The 17,428-nt window shown below is 73.4% G+C and carries 16 protein-coding genes; 5 read left to right on the forward strand and 11 right to left on the reverse strand.

Going from position 1 to position 17,428, the window contains the following annotated elements; genetic code table 11:
* The first annotated feature begins 146 nt into the window (after window positions 1-146).
* Window positions 147-716, forward strand: coding sequence for a Uma2 family endonuclease (locus E6J59_19005; GenBank protein TMB16424.1), 570 nt, complete (start codon window positions 147-149; stop codon window positions 714-716).
* Between the two features lie 63 nt (window positions 717-779).
* Here E6J59_19005 and glpX read toward each other — a convergent pair whose 3' ends face one another.
* The 4 genes from glpX to E6J59_19025 all read right to left on the reverse strand — a co-directional run bounded on the left by glpX (window position 780) and on the right by E6J59_19025 (window position 4,987).
* A complete protein-coding gene (glpX, locus tag E6J59_19010) occupies window positions 780-1,733 on the reverse strand; it encodes a class II fructose-bisphosphatase (GenBank protein TMB16425.1) in 954 nt (317 codons plus the stop codon).
* Between the two features lie 23 nt (window positions 1,734-1,756).
* Window positions 1,757-2,968, reverse strand: a complete 1,212-nt coding sequence (locus E6J59_19015) for a cofactor-independent phosphoglycerate mutase (GenBank protein ID TMB16426.1) — start codon at window positions 2,966-2,968, stop codon at window positions 1,757-1,759.
* A gap of 4 nt (window positions 2,969-2,972) precedes the next feature.
* Entirely contained in the window at window positions 2,973-4,058 is a 1,086-nt protein-coding gene (locus E6J59_19020) for a threonine synthase (GenBank protein ID TMB16439.1), read from the reverse strand.
* Between the two features lie 98 nt (window positions 4,059-4,156).
* Window positions 4,157-4,987, reverse strand: a complete 831-nt coding sequence (locus tag E6J59_19025; GenBank protein ID TMB16427.1) for an RDD family protein — start codon at window positions 4,985-4,987, stop codon at window positions 4,157-4,159.
* Between E6J59_19025 and E6J59_19030 the strand changes: the two genes are divergently transcribed.
* Window positions 4,959-6,053: a stage II sporulation protein M gene (locus E6J59_19030; GenBank protein TMB16428.1), complete on the forward strand. Its 1,095-nt coding sequence runs from the start codon at window positions 4,959-4,961 to the stop codon at window positions 6,051-6,053. The genes E6J59_19025 and E6J59_19030 overlap by 29 nt on opposite strands.
* Here E6J59_19030 and E6J59_19035 read toward each other — a convergent pair.
* The 7 genes from E6J59_19035 to E6J59_19065 form a co-directional block, all read right to left on the reverse strand.
* A complete protein-coding gene (locus tag E6J59_19035; GenBank protein TMB16429.1) occupies window positions 5,998-7,284 on the reverse strand; it encodes a DUF58 domain-containing protein in 1,287 nt (428 codons plus the stop codon). The two genes, E6J59_19030 and E6J59_19035, sit on opposite strands and share 56 nt — an antisense overlap.
* Window positions 7,285-7,307: 23 nt before the next feature.
* On the reverse strand, window positions 7,308-8,270 hold the full coding sequence (locus E6J59_19040) for a MoxR family ATPase (protein TMB16430.1): 963 nt from the start codon (window positions 8,268-8,270) through the stop codon (window positions 7,308-7,310).
* Window positions 8,267-9,421 carry a DUF4350 domain-containing protein gene (locus tag E6J59_19045; GenBank protein ID TMB16431.1) on the reverse strand — a complete coding sequence of 385 codons (1,155 nt, stop codon included), beginning with the start codon at window positions 9,419-9,421 and terminating at the stop codon, window positions 8,267-8,269. The genes E6J59_19040 and E6J59_19045 overlap by 4 nt, the downstream gene beginning before the upstream one ends.
* Window positions 9,418-10,011: a hypothetical protein gene (locus tag E6J59_19050; GenBank protein ID TMB16432.1), complete on the reverse strand. Its 594-nt coding sequence runs from the start codon at window positions 10,009-10,011 to the stop codon at window positions 9,418-9,420. Before E6J59_19050 ends, E6J59_19045 begins: the two co-directional genes overlap by 4 nt.
* On the reverse strand, window positions 10,008-10,781 hold the full coding sequence (locus E6J59_19055; protein ID TMB16433.1) for a hypothetical protein: 774 nt from the start codon (window positions 10,779-10,781) through the stop codon (window positions 10,008-10,010). The genes E6J59_19050 and E6J59_19055 overlap by 4 nt, the downstream gene beginning before the upstream one ends.
* A 76-nt stretch (window positions 10,782-10,857) precedes the next feature.
* A complete protein-coding gene (locus tag E6J59_19060; protein ID TMB16434.1) occupies window positions 10,858-12,171 on the reverse strand; it encodes a homoserine dehydrogenase in 1,314 nt (437 codons plus the stop codon).
* A gap of 2 nt (window positions 12,172-12,173) precedes the next feature.
* Window positions 12,174-13,376, reverse strand: coding sequence for an alanine transaminase (locus E6J59_19065; protein TMB16435.1), 1,203 nt, complete (start codon window positions 13,374-13,376; stop codon window positions 12,174-12,176).
* A 192-nt stretch (window positions 13,377-13,568) separates the two neighbouring features.
* Here E6J59_19065 and E6J59_19070 point away from each other — a divergent pair, with 192 nt between their 5' ends.
* From E6J59_19070 to E6J59_19080, 3 genes are read left to right on the forward strand one after another with little or no spacing between them, the layout of a single operon-like run.
* Entirely contained in the window at window positions 13,569-14,813 is a 1,245-nt protein-coding gene (locus E6J59_19070; GenBank protein TMB16436.1) for an adenylate/guanylate cyclase domain-containing protein, read from the forward strand.
* Window positions 14,814-14,850: 37 nt separating this feature from the next.
* Complete coding sequence (locus tag E6J59_19075; GenBank protein TMB16437.1) at window positions 14,851-16,227, forward strand: 2-polyprenyl-6-methoxyphenol hydroxylase-like oxidoreductase; 1,377 nt, start codon at window positions 14,851-14,853, stop codon at window positions 16,225-16,227.
* Window positions 16,228-16,269: 42 nt separating this feature from the next.
* On the forward strand, window positions 16,270-17,316 hold the full coding sequence (locus E6J59_19080) for a prenyltransferase (GenBank protein TMB16438.1): 1,047 nt from the start codon (window positions 16,270-16,272) through the stop codon (window positions 17,314-17,316).
* Window positions 17,317-17,428 lie beyond the last annotated feature (112 nt).

Below are 17,428 nucleotides of genomic sequence, written 5' to 3' on the forward strand. Positions count from 1 at the left end.
GATCGGGGCCGGCCGCCTCTCTCCTCAGACACGAGGCTCGGTTTCCGATCCAATGCAGAGGGCACATCTGGCGTGAGCCCCGCACCGCGGGCACCTCTGTCGTGGTGTGGTTGTCGTCGCGGCAGGGCGGCTGGTAGAGGGAAGGCATGAGCCGGGTACCCGACCGGATCCCCCCCGGTCCGATCAAGCTCACGTACGAGGACTACGTGGGTCTGCCGGATGACGGCCGGCGCTATGAGATCCTCGACGGGGAGCTGGAGGTGAGCCCCGCGCCGGCGCCCCGGCACCAGGGCGTCTCGCGAAACCTCTTGTGGGTCCTGCACGGCCACGTCCGGGAACGTGGGCTCGGGAGCGTCTACTGCGCCCCCATCGACGTGATTCTGGCGCCCACCTCCGTGGTGCAACCGGACCTGATTTTCATCGGCGGAGGCCGCGAGTCGATCATCACCGCGCGCGCGATAGAGGGCCCGCCGGACCTCGCTGTCGAGATCCTCTCCCCTTGGTCCGATCGACGAGATCGCGTCGCGAAGGCCGCGCTCTACGCTCGCTACGGCATCCACCGGTACTGGATCCTCGATCCCGAGGTCCGCGTTCTCGAGGTGTACGAGCTCGAGGGTGCAGGGTACCGGCTCGTCGGGAAGCATGAAGGCGGGGCGAGAGTGCGGACCGCGCTCTTCCCCGATCTCGAGATCGACCTCGGTCGCGTCTGGGTCTGAGCCGACGCGACTACTTCGGCGCCCGGTCGGAGCGGTGGTGCGCCTCGACGATCACCTGCCCCCTCAGTACGCCGGCGTCCGGTCGAAGCGGTGGTGCGCCTCGATGAAGCGCACGGTGCGTGTCGCCGAGCGCATGACGACCGAGTTGGTGACCGCGCCGCCCTTCACATAGCGGACGCCGGCGAGGTAGTCGCCGGGCGTGATGCCGGTGGCGGCCCCCATGACCGAGCCCGACGCCAGCTCCTCGAGGCGGTACTTCCGCTGCAGGTCGAAGAGGCCGAGCTTGCGCAGCTCGCCCGCCTCGTGCTCGTTGCGCGGCTTGAGCCGCGCCTGCATCTCGCCCCCGACGCAGAGGAGGAAGGCCGCCGCGAGGACGCCCTGCGGCGCGCCGCCCACCCCCATCAGGATGTCGATCCCGGTGTCGGGCCGGGTGGTGGCGAGGGCCGCGGACACGTCGCCGCTGGTGATCAGCTTGATGCGCGCGCCCGCCCGGCGGACCTCCTCGATGAGCGCGTTGTGGCGCGGGCGGTCCAGGATGGCGACGGTCAGATCCTCGACGTAGACGCCCTTCGCGTCGGCGAGCGTCCTCAGGTTGTCGCGTGGCCGCCGGTCGAGGTCGACCGTGCCCCGCCCTTCCGGGCCGCAGGCGATCTTGTCCATGTAGGTGTCGGGCACGCGCAGGAAGGTGCCGTGCTCGGCGATCGCGATCACTGAGAGCGCGTTGTAGCCGCCCGCGGCGCAGATGGCGGCGCCCTCGAGGGCGTCGAGCGCCACGTCGGTCGCGGGGCCCTGGCGCGTCCCCACCTTCTCGCCCACGTAGAGCTTCGGCATGGCGTCCTCGGCGCCCTCGCCGATCACCACCGTGCCGTCGATCGCGATCGCGTCGAAGGCCTTGCGCATGGCCTCGATCGCCGCGATGTCCGCCGCCATCTCGTCGCCGCGGCCCATGAGCCGCGCCGAGGCGAGCGCCGCCGCCTCGGTCACCCGCACCAGCTCCATGGCGAGGTTGCGCTCCATGCCGGAAAGCCTTGCCGCGCGGGTCAGCGGCGCAGCAGCCGCTCGAGCAGCGTGTGTGCCTCGGGGATGAAGATGCCGTGCTCGCGCGCATCGCGCTCGTTGTAGCCGCGGGAGAGGCCGCGCGGCTTCTGCTCGTCGCTCGAGATGTAGACGACGAACGGCACCGGGTCGTCGGTGTGCGTCTTGAGCGCGCAGGGGGTCGGGTGATCGGGCATGACCAGCATGCGCCACTCGCTCCCCGACGCGCGCAGGCCCTCGAGCAGCGGGCCCACCACCTTCTCGTCCACGTTCTCGATCGCCTCGACCTTCTTCTGCGCGTCGCCCATGTGACCGCCCTCGTCGGGCGCCTCCACGTGCAGGAAGAGGAAGTCCCGCTCCGCGAGCGCGCGGAGCCCGTACTCCGCCTTGCCGCGGAAGTTGGTGTCGAGGAAACCGGTGGCGCCCGGCACGGCGATCTTGCGCAGCCCCGCGAGCACGCCGAGGCCGTTCACCAGGTCGACGGCGGCGATGACCGAGCCCTCGATGCCGAAGCGCTCGCGCAGCGTCGGCACCCGCGGGCGCCCGCCCTGCCCCCAGAGCCAGATCGAGGTGGGCGCGCGCTCGCCGCGCGCCGCGCGTGCCTGACAGGCCGGGTGCTCGGCCAGGAAGCGGCGCGAGCGCTCCATCAGGTCGCGCAGCACGTCGGCCCCGGGGCCGTCGGGGAAGTGCCGGGCCACCGGCTTGTCGGAGAGGTCGTGCGGCGGCGTGGTGCGCATCCGCCCCTCGCCCTTGCGCCACACGAGGAGGTGGCGGTAGCTGACGCCGGGGTGGAACTCGAGGCCGTCGCGGCCGAGCGCCCGATTCATGTCGCGCACGATCTCCGCCGCCTCGTCCGTCGGCGGATGACCGGCAGCGAAGTCGCGCATGATCTCCGTCCCGCCCTCGAGCGTCTCGAGCGTCACCAGGTTGCAGCGGAAAGCGACGTCGTCGGGACCGAGCTCGACCCCCATGCTCGCCGCCTCGATGGGCGAGCGGCCGGTGTGATAGCGTGCCGGATCGTAGCCGAGGATCGACATCGTGCCGACGTCGCTCCCCGGCGGGAGCCCGCGCGGGATCGTGCGCGTGAGCCCGAGGATGCCGCGCGAGGCCATGCGGTCGAGGTTCGGGGTGCGCGCGTAGTCGAGCGGCGTCTTCCCGCCGAGCCCCGCGATCGGCTCGTCGGCCATCCCGTCGCCCTGGAGCACCACGTACTTCATGCCCTCAGTCCAGCTCCAGCACGGCGGCCAGCCGCCCCGGTTCGGGGGGAATGGAGACCGCCGCCTCGGAGTTGGCGATCGCCGTGTCGGGGTCCTTGAGGCCGTGCCCGGTCAGGGTGAGGACGAGGACGTCGCGCGGCCTGAGGCGCCCGCTCGCCCCGAGCCGGAGCGCCCCGGCGAACGAGATCGCCGACGCCGGCTCGGCGAACACGCCCTCGGTGCGTGCAAGCAGGCGGTACGCGGCCAGGATGTCCTCGTCGCTGATCGCCTCGATCGCGCCGCCGGACTCGTCGCGCGCCGCCTCGGCGGCCTTCCAGCTCGCCGGGTTGCCGATGCGGATCGCGGTCGCCACCGTCCGCGGCTCGTCGATCACCCGCCCATGGACGATGGGCGCCGCGCCCGCCGCCTCGAAGCCCATCATGCGCGGCAGCCGGTCGGTCACGCCGGTCGCCCTGTACTCGGTGTAGCCCTTCCAGTAGGCGGTGATGTTGCCCGCATTGCCGACCGGCAGGAGGTGGTAGTCGGGCGCGCGGCCGAGCGCGTCGCAGATCTCGAAGGCGGCCGTCTTCTGCCCCTCGATGCGATGCGGGTTGACCGAGTTCACGAGCGCGAGGCGCGTCGGGTAGCGCTCCTTCACGTCGCGCACCAGGCGCAGCGCCTGGTCGAAGTTGCCGTCGATCTGGATCACCCGCGCGCCGTGCATGACGGCCTGGGAGAGCTTGCCGAGCGCGATCTTGCCCTGCGGCACGACCACGTAGGCGCGGATGCCGGCGCGCGCCGCGTAGGCGGCGGCGGAGGCCGAGGTGTTCCCGGTGGACGCGCAGATGACCGCCTCGGCGCCCTCGGCGAGGGCTCTCGTGACCGCGACCGTCATGCCGCGGTCCTTGAACGAGCCGGTCGGGTTCTGGCCCTCGCACTTCAAGTACAGCTCGATGCCGGGCGCCACGACGGCCGCCAGGCGGTCGGCGCGCACGAGGGGCGTGTTGCCCTCGTTCAGCGTGACGACCCTGTCGGCGGGCCTGACCGGGAGGCGGTCGCGATAGTGCTCGATCAGGCCGCCCCAGACGCGGGCGACGCTCACGTCGGGCACTCCCGGGCGGGGTTGCGACACGCGATCATCGTCGGGCTCAGTCGCGATAGTATTATCAAACCCGGCTCGGTTGCCAGCGAGGCGGGGCGGGCCCTGCGTCACCGGACGCGCGCGGCGTGCAGCAGCGCGCGTAGGAAGGCCTCGCGCTCCTCCGCCGCGACCGGGCCGTGGCCGATCCGCGCGCTCAGCACGGCGACCGCCCGCTCGAGGACCTCGGCGGCGCGCTCGGGCGGGAGCGCGGCGAGCCGGCGCAGCGTCTGGCGCAGCAGCGCGAGCTCGTTCGGCCCGAGACGGGCGATCTGGCTCCGCTCGAAGCGGAACCCCCCGCTCGCGTCGGGGGGCGTGTCGGGCAGAGGCGCCGCGAGCTCGGGCCGGTCGAGGCGCACGACGATCGTGCCCGCGGCGAGGTCGCCCAGGCGCTTGCCGTCGCGCGAGAGCACGATGCTGACCAGACCCACGGTGTAGTACCAGGGCAGGACATCCACCAGGCGCAGCAGATTGCGCACGAGAGATTCCCTGAGCGAAATCGGGAACCCGCCGTCGCGCACGACGCGGAGGCCGACCAGCGCCTTGCCGAGCGAGCGCCCGCCCGTCGTCATCTCGCAGAAGACGAAGTAGCCCCACTCGATCACCAGCTGGATCACCAGGAAGAGCCCGAAGAAGCTGAGCACGAGCCCCTCGACGCTCTCCGGATGCTTGCGCGCGGTCTCGAATGCGTTGAGGAACGTGCGCCCGACGAAGGGCGCCGCCAGCACGAGCAGAACGAGCGTCGCGATCTGCAGGACCAGGACCACCAGGTAGTCGATGGCGTAGGCCAGCATCCGGCTGGTCGGGCCCGCCACCGGGAGGTAGAGCGCCACCTGCTCGGGCGCGCGCACGACTTGACCGGCCTCGCCCGCGATGGTCTCGTGTGGCGCCTTGTCAGCCACGCCGCCCTCGGACGATGCCCGCCGCGCGACCGAGCGCTTCGAGGCGCTGCTCGACCGCTGCGAGCGCCTGCGCGCGGGAGGCCTCCCCTTCGACGAGCTCGGCGAGCTCGGCCGGCGCTATCGCGCCCACACCGCGCGGCTGGCGCGCCTGCGCGAGCGCGACGACGACCCCGCGGAGATCCGCTACCTGAACGCGCTCTGCGTCCGCGCCTACTCCTTCCTCTACGTGCCGCCCGCCTCGGAGCGCTCGCTGCGCACGTTCGTTTTCGAGCGGCTCCCCGACGCGCTCGGCCGGACGTGGCGCGTCCAGGCCCTCGCCTGGACGCTGCTGCTCGCCGGCATCACGCTCGGCGGCGCGCTCGCCTGGCGGGATCCGCAGTCGCTGCACGCCTTCATGCCCGCGGGATGCGGCTACACACCCGACCGGGTCGACCAGCTGATCGCCTCGCCGGCGGCGCGGGCCGACTTCCTGGGCCGCAGCGCCGTGCCGGCGACGATCAACGCCTTCTTCGGCTCCGCGCTCTTCGCCCACAACACGCGCGTCGGGCTGCTCGCCTTCGCGACCGGGATGCTCGCGGGTGTGCCGACCGTGCTCCTGCATCTCTACAACGGGATCCTGCTCGGGGCCTTCGCCGCGATCTTCTTCCGCGACCCCCTCCCCCTCGACTTCCTCGCCTGGATCCTGCCCCACGGCATCCCCGAGCTGACCGCGATCACGCTCTGCGCCGCCGCGGGGCTCTGCCTCGGCGGCGCCGTCGCCGCGCCGGGACGGCAGGGCCGGCGCCGGGCCCTGCGCGAGGCGGTGAACCCCGCCCTCCTCCTCTTCGCGGGCGCGATCCCGCTCTTCGCCCTCGCCGCCCTCGCCGAGAGCTTCGTCCGCGAGTCGACGCTCGGCACCGCGCCCCGCCTGGGAATCGCCGCCGCCTTCGCCGCCGGGCTCGTGGCGGCGCTCCTCGCGGTTCGGCGCTTCTCCCGCCGCGTGCCGGTCGACGCCGCGTGGCTCGGCGAGCTCATGGCTCCGGACCGTGGCGGATCGCCAGGTAGAGGTTCAGGACCTGCGCCGTGATCGCCTCGGGCAGCACGTCGACGGTCTCGAGCCCACCCCGGCGCAGCCGTCCAAGCGCCGCGTCCCGCTCGCGCAGCAGATCGTCGAGGACGATTCGGCGGTAGAGCCCGAGCGGACCGCCGCCGCCGAGCGCCAGCGCCTCGTAGGCGCGGTCCCGGATCGCGACCAGCAGGACCCGGTGGCGCCGGGCCAGCAGGACGAGCGGCGCGATGACGGACGCCGCATCGACCTCCACGAAGTCGGTGAGCACGACGACGAGCGCCCTGCGGCGCTGGCGCGCCGTCACCTCGCGCACGAGCGCGCGATAGTCGGCCTCCACCGTGTGCGCCTCGGCGGCGCGCAGCAGCTCGACGAACAGGCCGAGCGCCCTCCGATGCGCGCGCGGCCGCAGGTGCCCGCGCACCTCGCGGTCGAAGACCACCATGCCGACGCGGTCGCCCGCGGTGAGCGCCGCGTACACCAGCGCCAGCGCACCGTCGACGGCGTGGTCGAGCTTGGTGCGCGCGCCGGCCCGTCCGCCCATGAGCCGGCTCGTGTCGAGGGCGATCAGCACCGTGTGGTTGCGCTCGCGCTGGTAGAGGCGCGTGACCACGCGGCCCCGGCGGGCCGTCGCCGCCCAGTCGATCCGGCGCGGGTCGTCCCCCGGGACCCAGTCGCGCAGCGACTCGAACTCCATGCCCTCACCGCGCCGCCGGGACGGGCGGACGCCGATGGCCGCCAGCACGCGCTTGGGGGCGAGCGCCTCGGGGCGCAGGTAGCGGGTGGCGTCCGGATGGACCGGCAGCACCGCGTCCGCGCCGGCGGTGGTGCGGCGGCGCAGCAGCCCGAGCGGCGAGCCCTCGAGCGCGATCGCCGGCCCGAGCCGGCGATCACCCCGCACGGACGGGCGGATCGGGTAGCGGAGCGTCACGTTCGCCCCGGGAGGGACGAGCACGCCCGCGAAGCGCGGCTCCTCGGCCGCCAGGTCCGGCGGGACCTCGTCCAACACCTCCACCGCGACCGGCTCGCGCGCCGCGTTGGCCACCGTGAGGCCGATCTCGGCCTCGCGGCCGACGAAGGCACGCCCGGGGAGACGCCGCTCGAGACGGAGCGGCGGGCGCCGGCGCAGCAGCACCAGGTCCCACCCGGCGAGCGCGCCGAGCAGGGCGAGGCCGCCGGCGAGCGCGGGCCAGAGCGCGGGCCACACGACGGCGGCCATCGCGGCGGCGGTCCACGCCGCCGCCGCCCTCACGAGCCTCCGGCCCGGTCCGACCCTCACCGCGGGACCGCCACGCTGCGCAGCGTTCCCTCGAGGGCCTTGTCGGGGACCAGGCCCTCGACCTCGGCCGCGGGGTCGAGCTGCACGCGATGGCGGAGGGTGGGCGCCAGCATCGCCTGCACGTCCTCGGGCAGCACGTAGTCGCGCCCCTCGAGCGCTGCGGTGGCCTTCGCCGCGCGCAGCAGCATCACCCCGGCGCGCGGCGAGGCGCCGAGCGCGAAGTGGAGGTCCTGGCGCGTCGCCCGCACCAGGGCCGCGACGTAGGCCACGACGTCGTCCTGGACGACGACGCCGCGCACGACCTCGCGCGCGTGCTCGAGGTCGTCGGTGCGGAGCACGCGGCCCACCGAGCTCGGCGGACGGTCCGCCGCGTGATGCCGGGCGAGGATCGCGGCCTCCTCCTCGGCGCTCGGGTAGTCGATCACGATCTTGAAGAGGAAGCGGTCGAGCTCCGCCTCGGGGAGCGGATAGGTCCCCTCCTGCTCGACCGGGTTCTGGGTCGCGAACACGGCGAAGTGCGGGCCAAGCGGATGCCGCGTTCCGTCGACGGTCGCGGCGCGCTCCTGCATCGCCTCGAGGAGCGCGGCCTGGGTCTTGGCGGAGGCGCGGTTGATCTCGTCCGCGAGCAGGAGGTCGGTGAACAGCGGCCCGGGCCGGAAGCGTGCGTCGCCCGCGCGCGGGTCGAGGATCGAGGTCCCGATGATGTCGCTCGGCATCAGGTCGGGCGTGAACTGCACCCGCCCGAAGCGCACGTCGACCGCGGCCGCGAGCGCTTGCACGAGGAGGGTCTTCGCCACACCCGGCACGCCCTCGATGAGGCTGTGGCCCGAGCAGAGGAGCGTGATGAAAGCGAGGCGGACCGCCGACTCCTGCCCGACGATCACGCCGCCCACCGCCGCGCCGAGCGCGCGGTAGCGCTCGGCGATCGCCGCGACGTCCACGGGCCGGCTGCCGATCACGCGCTCGCCTCCTGGACCAGCGCGTCGAGCGCGCACACCGCATCGCGAAGGTCGCGCTCTCCCGCCACCGGGGCCCCTTCCACGAGCAGGCGAAGCGCACTCGGCGCGAGGCGGCGGTCAGGCGCGAGCCGCTCGGCCAGGACGGCGACCGGCGTCTCGGGCGGCATGCCGAAGTGGCGGCGGAGCCGCGCCGCGGTGAGCTCGCGGTAGCGGGCGAGCACGCGCGGGTGGTCGCGCGTGCCGGCGTAGAGCGCCGCCAGCGAGTCGACGAACGCGTCGAGCCCGGGCTCGGCGGTGTCCGGGCCGGGGAGCGCGCGCGGCGGCACCAGGCTTCCCTGCCAGGCGAAGAGCACGCCGGTGAGCGCGAGCCCGCAGAACACGAGCAGTGCGGGCGAGGTCGCGAGGTACGCCGCCGCGCTTCGCCGCGCGCGCCGGCCCTGCTCGCCCTGGTGGAACTGCGGCGCGCCGAACGCGTGCACGAGGTCGACCACGAGCGGCGCCGCGTCCCGGCGGTCGAGCCACTCGTTGCGGAGCATGGTGGCATCCGCCACGGCGACGATGCGCCCGGCACCGAGCGGGCGCTCGAGCACGAGCGGGCGCTCCGCGCTGAGCGCGCGGACCCGCCAGTCACCCGCGGCCGCGAAGGCGAGGAGGCTCTGCAGCTCGAGCGTCCGTGGCCGCGCCAGCACGTCGCCGGTCACCTGGTGCGCCGTCGCCGCGCGCTCCCGCCGGGCGGCGGCCGGCGTGACGGCGACGCGCGGAGGCAGGGCCACGCCCTCGAGGAGCGGGCACTCGGCGTGCTCCCGCGCGCCGGCGGAGAGGAAGAGCACGGCCGTCCCGCCGGCTCTGACCCACGGCTCCGCGCGCCAGCCGGCCCGGGCGACGGGCTTCCCGTCGCGGGCCCGGCACAGGCCGGCCGGCTCGATCCACCAGATGGTCGCGTCCGGGGGCAGGTCCTCGGGCGGCTCGTGGGTGCGCGCGACCGGGAAGCCGAGCTCGCTGAGCAGGTCGAAGACGGCGCGGTAGCCCCACGGACCCGTGCCGAAGGTGTCGCGCGACAGCTCGGCGCGCTTCTCGTCCGGGTAGAGCATGCCGACGAGCACGAGCAGCGCGCAGGCCGCGGCGAGCGCGATGAGCCCGCTCCGCCTCATGCCGGCTTCAGCACCGTCCCGAGGCGCGCGTGCAGCGACCGCCAGCGGTCGTAGAGCTCGCGGTCCTCGCTCCGGTCCCGGAACCAGCGCTCCTCCAGCCGGTCGACGAGCGCGAGGAAGTCGCCACGCTCCGCCTCCGGCAGCGCCGCGTCCCGGAGCCGGCGCCGGAGGGTCCGGTTGGGATCCGAGCGCCCGAGCTCGAGCACGCGGGCGCGGAGGAGGAGCTCGAGGGCGGCGAGCTGGACCCGGCGCGCCGCCTCGAGGAACATGCCCCGGCGGGCGAGCGCGTCCGCCTGCTCGAGGAACGGCGGCGAACCGGCGTCCGGACGCCGCGGCCGGGCCGAAGCGGGAACCGCGAGCGCGCGGCGGACGGCCCAGGCGACGTGCGCGAGCAGCAGGAGCGCGACCGCGGTCAGGCCCACCAGCATCGCCCAGTAGAGCACGGGGTCGGTCTCCCAGAGCCCGGACAGCCACCTGAAGAGGGAGACGACCCACGGCGTGTCGTGCCAGAGCGCGAACTCGCTTCGCTTGAGGATCGTGACGGCCAGGGCCCGGGCCTGCTCGTCCGGCGGCGCGGGCAGCGCGGTCACGGGACCTCGGCCGGTCCCTCGGGACCCGCGACGAGGCGCGCGAGATGCTCCAGGTCGAACGCCTCCTTGCGGCAGCGGATGTCGAAGTAGAGGATCACCGCGACGGCCGCGACGTAGGCGGCGCCGGCCGAGTTCGCGATCCCTTCCCCGATCGGTCCGAGCAGCGGAACGTGTCCGACGACGAAGCGGGTGCCGCCCTCGACGACGATCACGATGATGCGCCCGGCCAGGAGGATCCCGAGACCGCGGAGCAGGCTCCCGCGCATCAGCTCGCGGCTCCGTCCCATCGCCGCGAAGCCGTACCGCCGCTCGAGCACCATGACCTGCCAGAGCAGGAGGAAGGAGAGCATCAGGTACACGCCCGGGATCACCAGCAGGACGAAGCCGAGCGCCACGCAGATGAAGTTGAGGAGCGACGTGCCGATGATCGGGAGCAGCATGGAAGTGCCCGCGCGTAGCGACTGCCCGACCGAGACGCTCCGGCCGAGGTAGATCTCGCCGATCGCGAACGTGACGCCCGCCGACACGATCGGCGACACGATGATCGTGTAGAGCCCGAGGCCGATCACGAAGCCGAGGCGTCCCGCGCCCATGGTGGCCCACGCGATTCTTCCCGGCGCGAGGTGCGGCGTGATCAGAGCGACCAGGATCGCGACCGGCACGTAGAGCGCCGCCGAGATGCCGAGGATAAGCCCGAAGTGGCGGCTGACGATGCGGAACCCGGCATCCATGATCTCTGCAAAGGACATGGCGCGGATCTCGTAGCTCATCGCGGACTCCCTCGCGCCCTCTTACACCGTTCCCGTCCCGGGGTGCCAGGATGGCGGCGCGGCGCGGCCCCCGAGCTCACCCGAGCTGCTCCTCGATGCGGATCGAGACCGGGCGGCCCCGGACCACGGAGAGCCCCCCGATCGCCTTGAGCGCGCGAGCCAGGTTGGGCTCGCGGGCGTGATGCGTGCGGAGGACGATCGGGACCGTGGTGCCCGCGCGGCGCTCCTTCTGGATCACCGACGCGATGCTGATGTCGCACTTTCCCAGGATGCCCGCGATGCGGGCCAGCACGCCCGGCCGATCGAGCGCCATGACGCGCAGGTAGTACTCGCCCTCCAGCGCCGCGAGCGGGCGGATGGGGAGGCGGCGGAGCGTCCGCTGCGGCACGCCCCAGGGCGGCACGCGCACGCCCGCCCCGACTGCCCGGTCGCGCGCGGCGGCGATCAGGTCGGCGATCACCGCGGTCGCGGTGGGCAGCGCCCCCGCGCCCTGGCCGTAGTACATGGTCGGCCCGAGCGCCGCGCCGCGCACGAAGATGGCGTTGAAGTTGCCGCCCACGTCGGCCAGCAGGTGACCGTTCGGGATCATGGTGGGCCGGACGTGCGCCTCGACCGCGTCGCGGCCGTCGCGCGCGATGGCGAGGAGCTTGATCGTGTAGCCGAGCTCGCGCGCGAAGGCGATGTCGACGGCCTCGACGTGGCGGATGCCCTCGGTCGGGACGTGCTCGAAGCGCGGTAGCACGCCGAAGGCGAGCGTCGTGAGCAGCGTCAGCTTGTGCGCCGAGTCGATGCCGTCGATGTCGGTCGAGGGGTCGGCCTCGGCGAGCCCCAGGCGCTGCGCCTCCGCGAGCACGTCCGCGAAGCCCCGGCCCTCGCGCGTCATGGTGGTGAGGATGTGGTTGCAGGTGCCGTTGACGATGCCGTACACGGCGACGGTGCGGTCGCCCGCCAGCCCCTCCTTCAGCGTGCGCAGGATGGGAATGCCGCCGCCGACGCTCGCCTCGAAGGCGAGGCGGACGCCGTGCTTCTCCGCCGCCGCGACGATCTCCTCGCCGTGCACGGCGAGGAGCGCTTTGTTGGCGGTGACCACGTCCTTGCCGGCGCGGATGGCGGCCAGGATGAAGCGGCGGGCGGGCTCGTAGCCGCCGATCAGCTCGATGACGATCGGGATGTCGGGGTCCTCGATCACCGAGTTCGCGTCGTTCGTGAGCCGCGCCGGCGCGGCCGGGATGCCGCGGTCGGTCGTGGTGTCGAGGTCGGCGATCGCCACCACGTCGATCGGCCGGCCCGCGCGCCGCGCGATCTCGGCGCGATGGGCGCGCAGCACCTTCACCACGCCGGTGCCGATCGTCCCGAAGCCGATCAGCCCGGCCCTGACCGGTGCCGGCACGCTCACCCGGCGCTGGCGCGGACCCTGGGCGCGAGCCCGCCCGAGAGCGCGCGGCGGATGCCGCGCACCGCCTGGCGGGTGCGGTGCTCGTTCTCGATGAGCGCGAAGCGCACGTAGTGGTCGCCATGCTCGCCGAACCCGATGCCGGGCGAGACCGCGATCTTGGCCTCCTTCAGGAGAAGCTTCGAGAACTCGAGCGAGCCCATGGCCTTGAAGGCGTCGGGGATCTCGGCCCACACGAACATCGTCGCCTTGGGCTTCGGCACGTGCCAGCCGAGGCGATCGAGGCCGTCGCACAGGACGTTGCGGCGCTTGCGGTAGGTCTCGCGGATCTCGTCCACGTAGTGCTGCGGGCCGTTGAGCGCGTGCGTCGCCGCGATCTGCACGGGCTGGAAGATGCCGTAGTCGAGGTAGCTCTTGACGCGCGCCAGCGCCCCCACGATCTCCCGGTTCCCGACCATGAAGCCGACCCGCCAGCCCGGCATGTTGTAGCTCTTGGTGAGGGTGAAGAACTCGACCCCGATGTCCTTGGCGCCCGGCACCTGGAGGAACGAAGGCGCCGTGTAGCCGTCGAAGCAGAGGTCGGCGTAGGCGAGGTCGTGCACCACCAGGCACTCGTGCTCGCGCGCGAACTCGACGATGCCGCGGAAGAAATCGAGCTCGACCACCTCGGTGGTGGGGTTGTGCGGGAAGTTGATGATGAGCGCCTTCGGCTTGGGCCAGGTGGTACGCACCGCGTCCTGGAGGCTCGCCAGGAAGTCGGTGCCCGGCAGGAGCGGGATGGTGCGCAGGTCGCCGCCCGCGATGATCACCGAGTACTGGTGAATCGGGTAGGTGGGGCTCGGGCAGAAGACGACGTCGCCGGGGCCGAGCATGGCGAGCGCCAGGTGCCCGATGCCCTCCTTCGACCCCATGGTGACGATCGCCTCCGCGTCGGGGTCGAGGTCGACGGCGAAGCGGCGCCGGTACCAGTCGCAGATCGCGACCCGCAGCTTGTAGATGCCGCGCGACACCGAGTAGCGGTGGTTGGCAGGCTTGCGCACGGCCTCGACCAGCTTCTCGACCACGTGCGGCGGGCTCGGCCCGTCGGGATTGCCCATCGAGAAGTCGACGATGTCCTCGCCCGCCCGGCGGGCCTGGAGCTTCAGGTCGCCGACGACGTTGAACACGTACGGCGGGAGCCGCTTGATGCGTGGGAAGTCCATGCGTAACGCGACCCGCGTCCTCCTCCGCCCCCCGCCCGTCGTACGAAGAAAAGCCGCGGCAGGTGTGCGCAATCGTAGATAGTGGATCGCCCGGAGAGGGTCAAACCGCGAGCGCTTGCGGGCGAGGCCATCGCTCTGCGAAGAAGCCACGATCGTGGTCGGCGAGCTCCCGATGTGGGTCCCTGCGGCCGCATGACGGGCCCCGGCGCCGAGGCCTCGCGCGAGGCGATCGACGCGGAGCGCCTGCGCAGCATCCGCTTCGTTGGCCTGTTCCGCTTCGTCGGCATCTCGATTGCCGGCGCGCTGAACCTCCTGCTGCCCCTCGTCGTCCCCGCCACGCAGGCCTACCAGTCGGACCTCCGGCTCTCCGCCGCCTACTGGCTGAGTGCCGCGGCGGTCTTCTGGGCGACCCGCCGGTCGCCCCGACTCGCCGCGCTGGTGGGCGTCGACGTCTGTCTCGTGGACATGCCGTTCGTCTACCTCCTGCAGGCCAGCGTCATCGCCCGGAATCCCCACCTCCCGGGCGCGGCGCTCACGACCACGATGTTCTACATGCTCCTCGTCATGGCCGCGGCCTTCTCGCTGCGCACGTCGCGGATCGCGCTCGCGGCAGCGGTCGGCGCCGCCTTCGAGGTGCGGCTCTCCTTGCTCACCGGGGAGGCTTCGCAGGTCGTCGCATGGTCCGTTCCGGTGATCGCCGGCGTCGCGGCAGTGTGCATCTACAACACCCGGCGGACGATCCGCCTGGTCGAGAACGTCGCCGCCGAGCAGCGTCGACGCGAGCGCCTCGGCCGCTACTTCTCGCCCCAGGTCGCAGCGCGAGTGGAGGCGCTGGGCGATGGCGCGGCGGCGGGCGAGAGCCGGGAGGTGACCCTCCTCTTCAGCGACCTGCGCGAGTTCACCGCCCTCAGCGAGGCGCTCTCGGGCGAGCAGGTGGTCGCCATGCTGAACGAGTACCACGCGCGCATGGTGGAGACGGTTTTCGCGCACGGCGGAACGCTCGACAAGTACCTGGGCGACGGGCTCATGGCGTACTTCGGCGCACCGGTCGCCCAGCCCGACCACGCCCCGCGCGCCGTGCGCTGCGCGCTCGCCATGCAGGAGGCGCTCGCCGCGCTCAACCGCACGCGCGTCGCGCGCGGCGAGCCGCCGCTGCGCATGGGGGTCGGCGTGCACACGGGCACGGTCGTGGTGGGCGACGTCGGCGCCCCGCGGCGGCGCGAGTACACCGCGATCGGCGACGCGGTGAACGTCGCGGCGCGCATGGAGGAGCTCACCAAGGTCCTCGGCGCTGCGGTCCTGGTCTCCGAGGAGACGCGGCGCCGGGCCGGCGACGCGTTCGAGTTCACGCCCGCCGGCGCTGCCCAGCTGCGCGGGCGATCGCAGCCGGTGGAGGCCTACCGCCCGCAGCGCGAGCGCCGGCCGGCACCGGCTTGACTCATCCGCCCCGGCACGCGGAGATGGGAGGCGCGCGATGACGGTGCAGCGTGCGGTGGTGATCGGCGGCAGCATCGCCGGGCTGTGCGCAGCCCGCGCGCTGGCCGACTACTTCGACCGGGTCACGGTCCTCGACCGCGACACCTACCCCGCGGGTCCCGCCGAGCGGGCGGGCGTGCCGCAGGGACGCCACGTGCACGCGCTCCTGGCGCGCGGGCGGTGCGAGCTCGAGCGGCTCTTCCCCGGGTTCGGGCGGCGCATGCTCGCGGCGGGTGCGCACGAGATCGACTTCGGGCGCGACTTCGCCACGCTGCGCGGCGCGGGCTGGATGGCGCGCGAGGAGAGCGGCATCGCGACCCTGTTCGCGAGCCGCACGCTGCTCGAGACCATCGTGCGCGACCTGCTGCGCGCCGTGCCGCGGGTCGAGCTGCTCGAGCACGCGGCGGTGACCGGCCTGGTGGCCGAGCGGAGACGCCACCCGCGCGTGCGCGCCGTCCGGCTCGCGGACGGGGAGCTGGCGGCCGAGCTGGTCGTCGACGCGAGCGGGCGGGGCTCGAAGGCGCCCGCGTGGCTGGGAGCGCTCGGCCTCGAGCCGCCCGCCGAAACGGTCGTCGACTCGCACTCCGGCTACGCGACGCGCTGGTACCGCGAGCCGGAGCCCGCGCGCTGGCCCGCCGAGTGGTGGTGGAAGGGCATCTGGGTCGACCCGCAGGAGCCCGAGCACATGACGGCGGGCGTCCTCTTCCCGGTCGAGGGCGCGCGCTGGATCGTCACCGTAGCCGGCATCGCCGGCCACTACCCGCCGAGCGACGAGGCAGGATTCGGCGCGGCGCTCGCCCGGCTCCGCTCGCCGATCATCGCGCACGCGGTCTCGCTCGCCGAGCCGATCTCCCCCGTCTACTCGAACCGCGCCATGGCCAACCGCTTCCGGCACTACGAGCGCTGGCCGGCGCGGCTCGACGGCTTCCTCGCGGTGGGCGACTCGGTGTGCGCCTTCAACCCGGTCTACGGGCAGGGCATGACGACTGCCGCGGTCGCGGCGTGCATCCTGGCCGACTGCCTCGCGCGCGTCGGCCCGACCAGCCCCACCCTGCCGCCCACCTTCTTCCGCGCCCAGGGGCGCTTCCTCGGCGAGCCGTGGAGCCTCGCCACCGGGGCGGACTTCCGCTTTCCCGGGACGGCGGGCGAGCGGCCCGCGCTGATCGGCGTTTTCAACCGCTACACCGACGCGCTCTTCGCGGCCGCGGCCGACGACGCGGAGCTGCGCCGGCTCGTCGGCGAGGTGATCAACATGCTCCGCCCGCCGGCCGCCTTCTTCGCGCCGCGCGTGCTGGGTCGCGTCGCCCTGGCTACGCTCGGCCGCGTCCTCCAGCCCGCGGCGGCCGCGCCGGTCCCCGCCTTGCCGGCGGCCTGACGCGGGGTTGATTCGCTGGGCTCGACCCCCTAAACGCCAGCCATGGCCGACACGCGCGTCGTCCCCGACCGGCCCGCGATCGCCACCCCGGGCTTCGGCACCCTCCTCGACAGCTGGCGCCAGATCATCGCAAGGGGCAACCTGCCCGAGGGGCGCGCCGTCGACGGCGTGTCGCGCTGGCTCCTCATCACACGCGCCTGCGTCTTCTCGATGACGCTCACCTCCGGGCTGATCGGCGGGCTCCTCGCAGCCGCGTCCGCCGCGGCGCCGCGCTGGGGGTACTTCGCGCTCGCCGTCGTCGGCCTGGTGATCGCCCACGCCGCCAACAACATGATCAACGACCACTTCGACCTCTCGGGCGGGGTCGACACGGCCGAGTACACGCGCGCGCTCTACGCCCCGCACCCGATCCTCTCGGGGCTGATCACGAAGCGCGGGCTGCTCGCCGCGATCGCGGCCTTCAACCTGGCCGACCTGGCGATCCTGGTCACCCTCGTCGCCGCGCGCGGCTGGCCGGTTGCGGCCTTCGCGCTCGCCGGCCTCTTCGTGAGCGTCTTCTACGTGGCACCGCCGCTCAAGCTGAAGCACCACGGCCTCGGCGAGCCGGGGGTATTCGTGGTCTGGGGGCCGCTCATGATCGGCGGGACGTATTACGTGACCGCCGGCGCGCTCCCGGCGTGGGTGTGGCTCGCGAGCATGCCCTACGCGCTCGCCGTCACGACGGTGCTGATCGGCAAGCACATCGACAAGTACGAGCAGGACAGGGCGCGCGGCATCCACACGCTCCCGGTGATCCTGGGGAGGGAGCTCTCGCTCCGCCTGAACCAGGGGGCGATGATCGCGTTCTACGCGATCGTGCTCGGGCTCGTGGTGAGCGGGTGTCTCGGCGTCGGCGTGCTCATCGTGGCCGCGGCGCTCCCGCGCCTCCGCCAGGTGCTGCGGGCGTATTCCCAGCCGAAGCCGGCCGCCCCGCCGCCGGGCTACCGCGTCTGGCCGCTCTGGTACGTGTCGCTAGCCTTCTACCACAACAAGCTGGCGGGGGGGCTCTTCGTGCTGGGGCTGGCGCTGAACGCGGTGCTCGGTCTATGAGGCCATCCCATTCCGGGCGCAGCTCGCCGACGAGTGCGGCTGTTGCGGGATGAGTTCACAGGATGCGGGGAGGGCAGGAGCCGCTCCCGCTCTGCCCGCTGTTGACTACTCC

This window comes from Deltaproteobacteria bacterium (assembly GCA_005879795.1).
GTDB lineage: Bacteria > Desulfobacterota > Binatia > DP-6 > DP-6 > DP-6.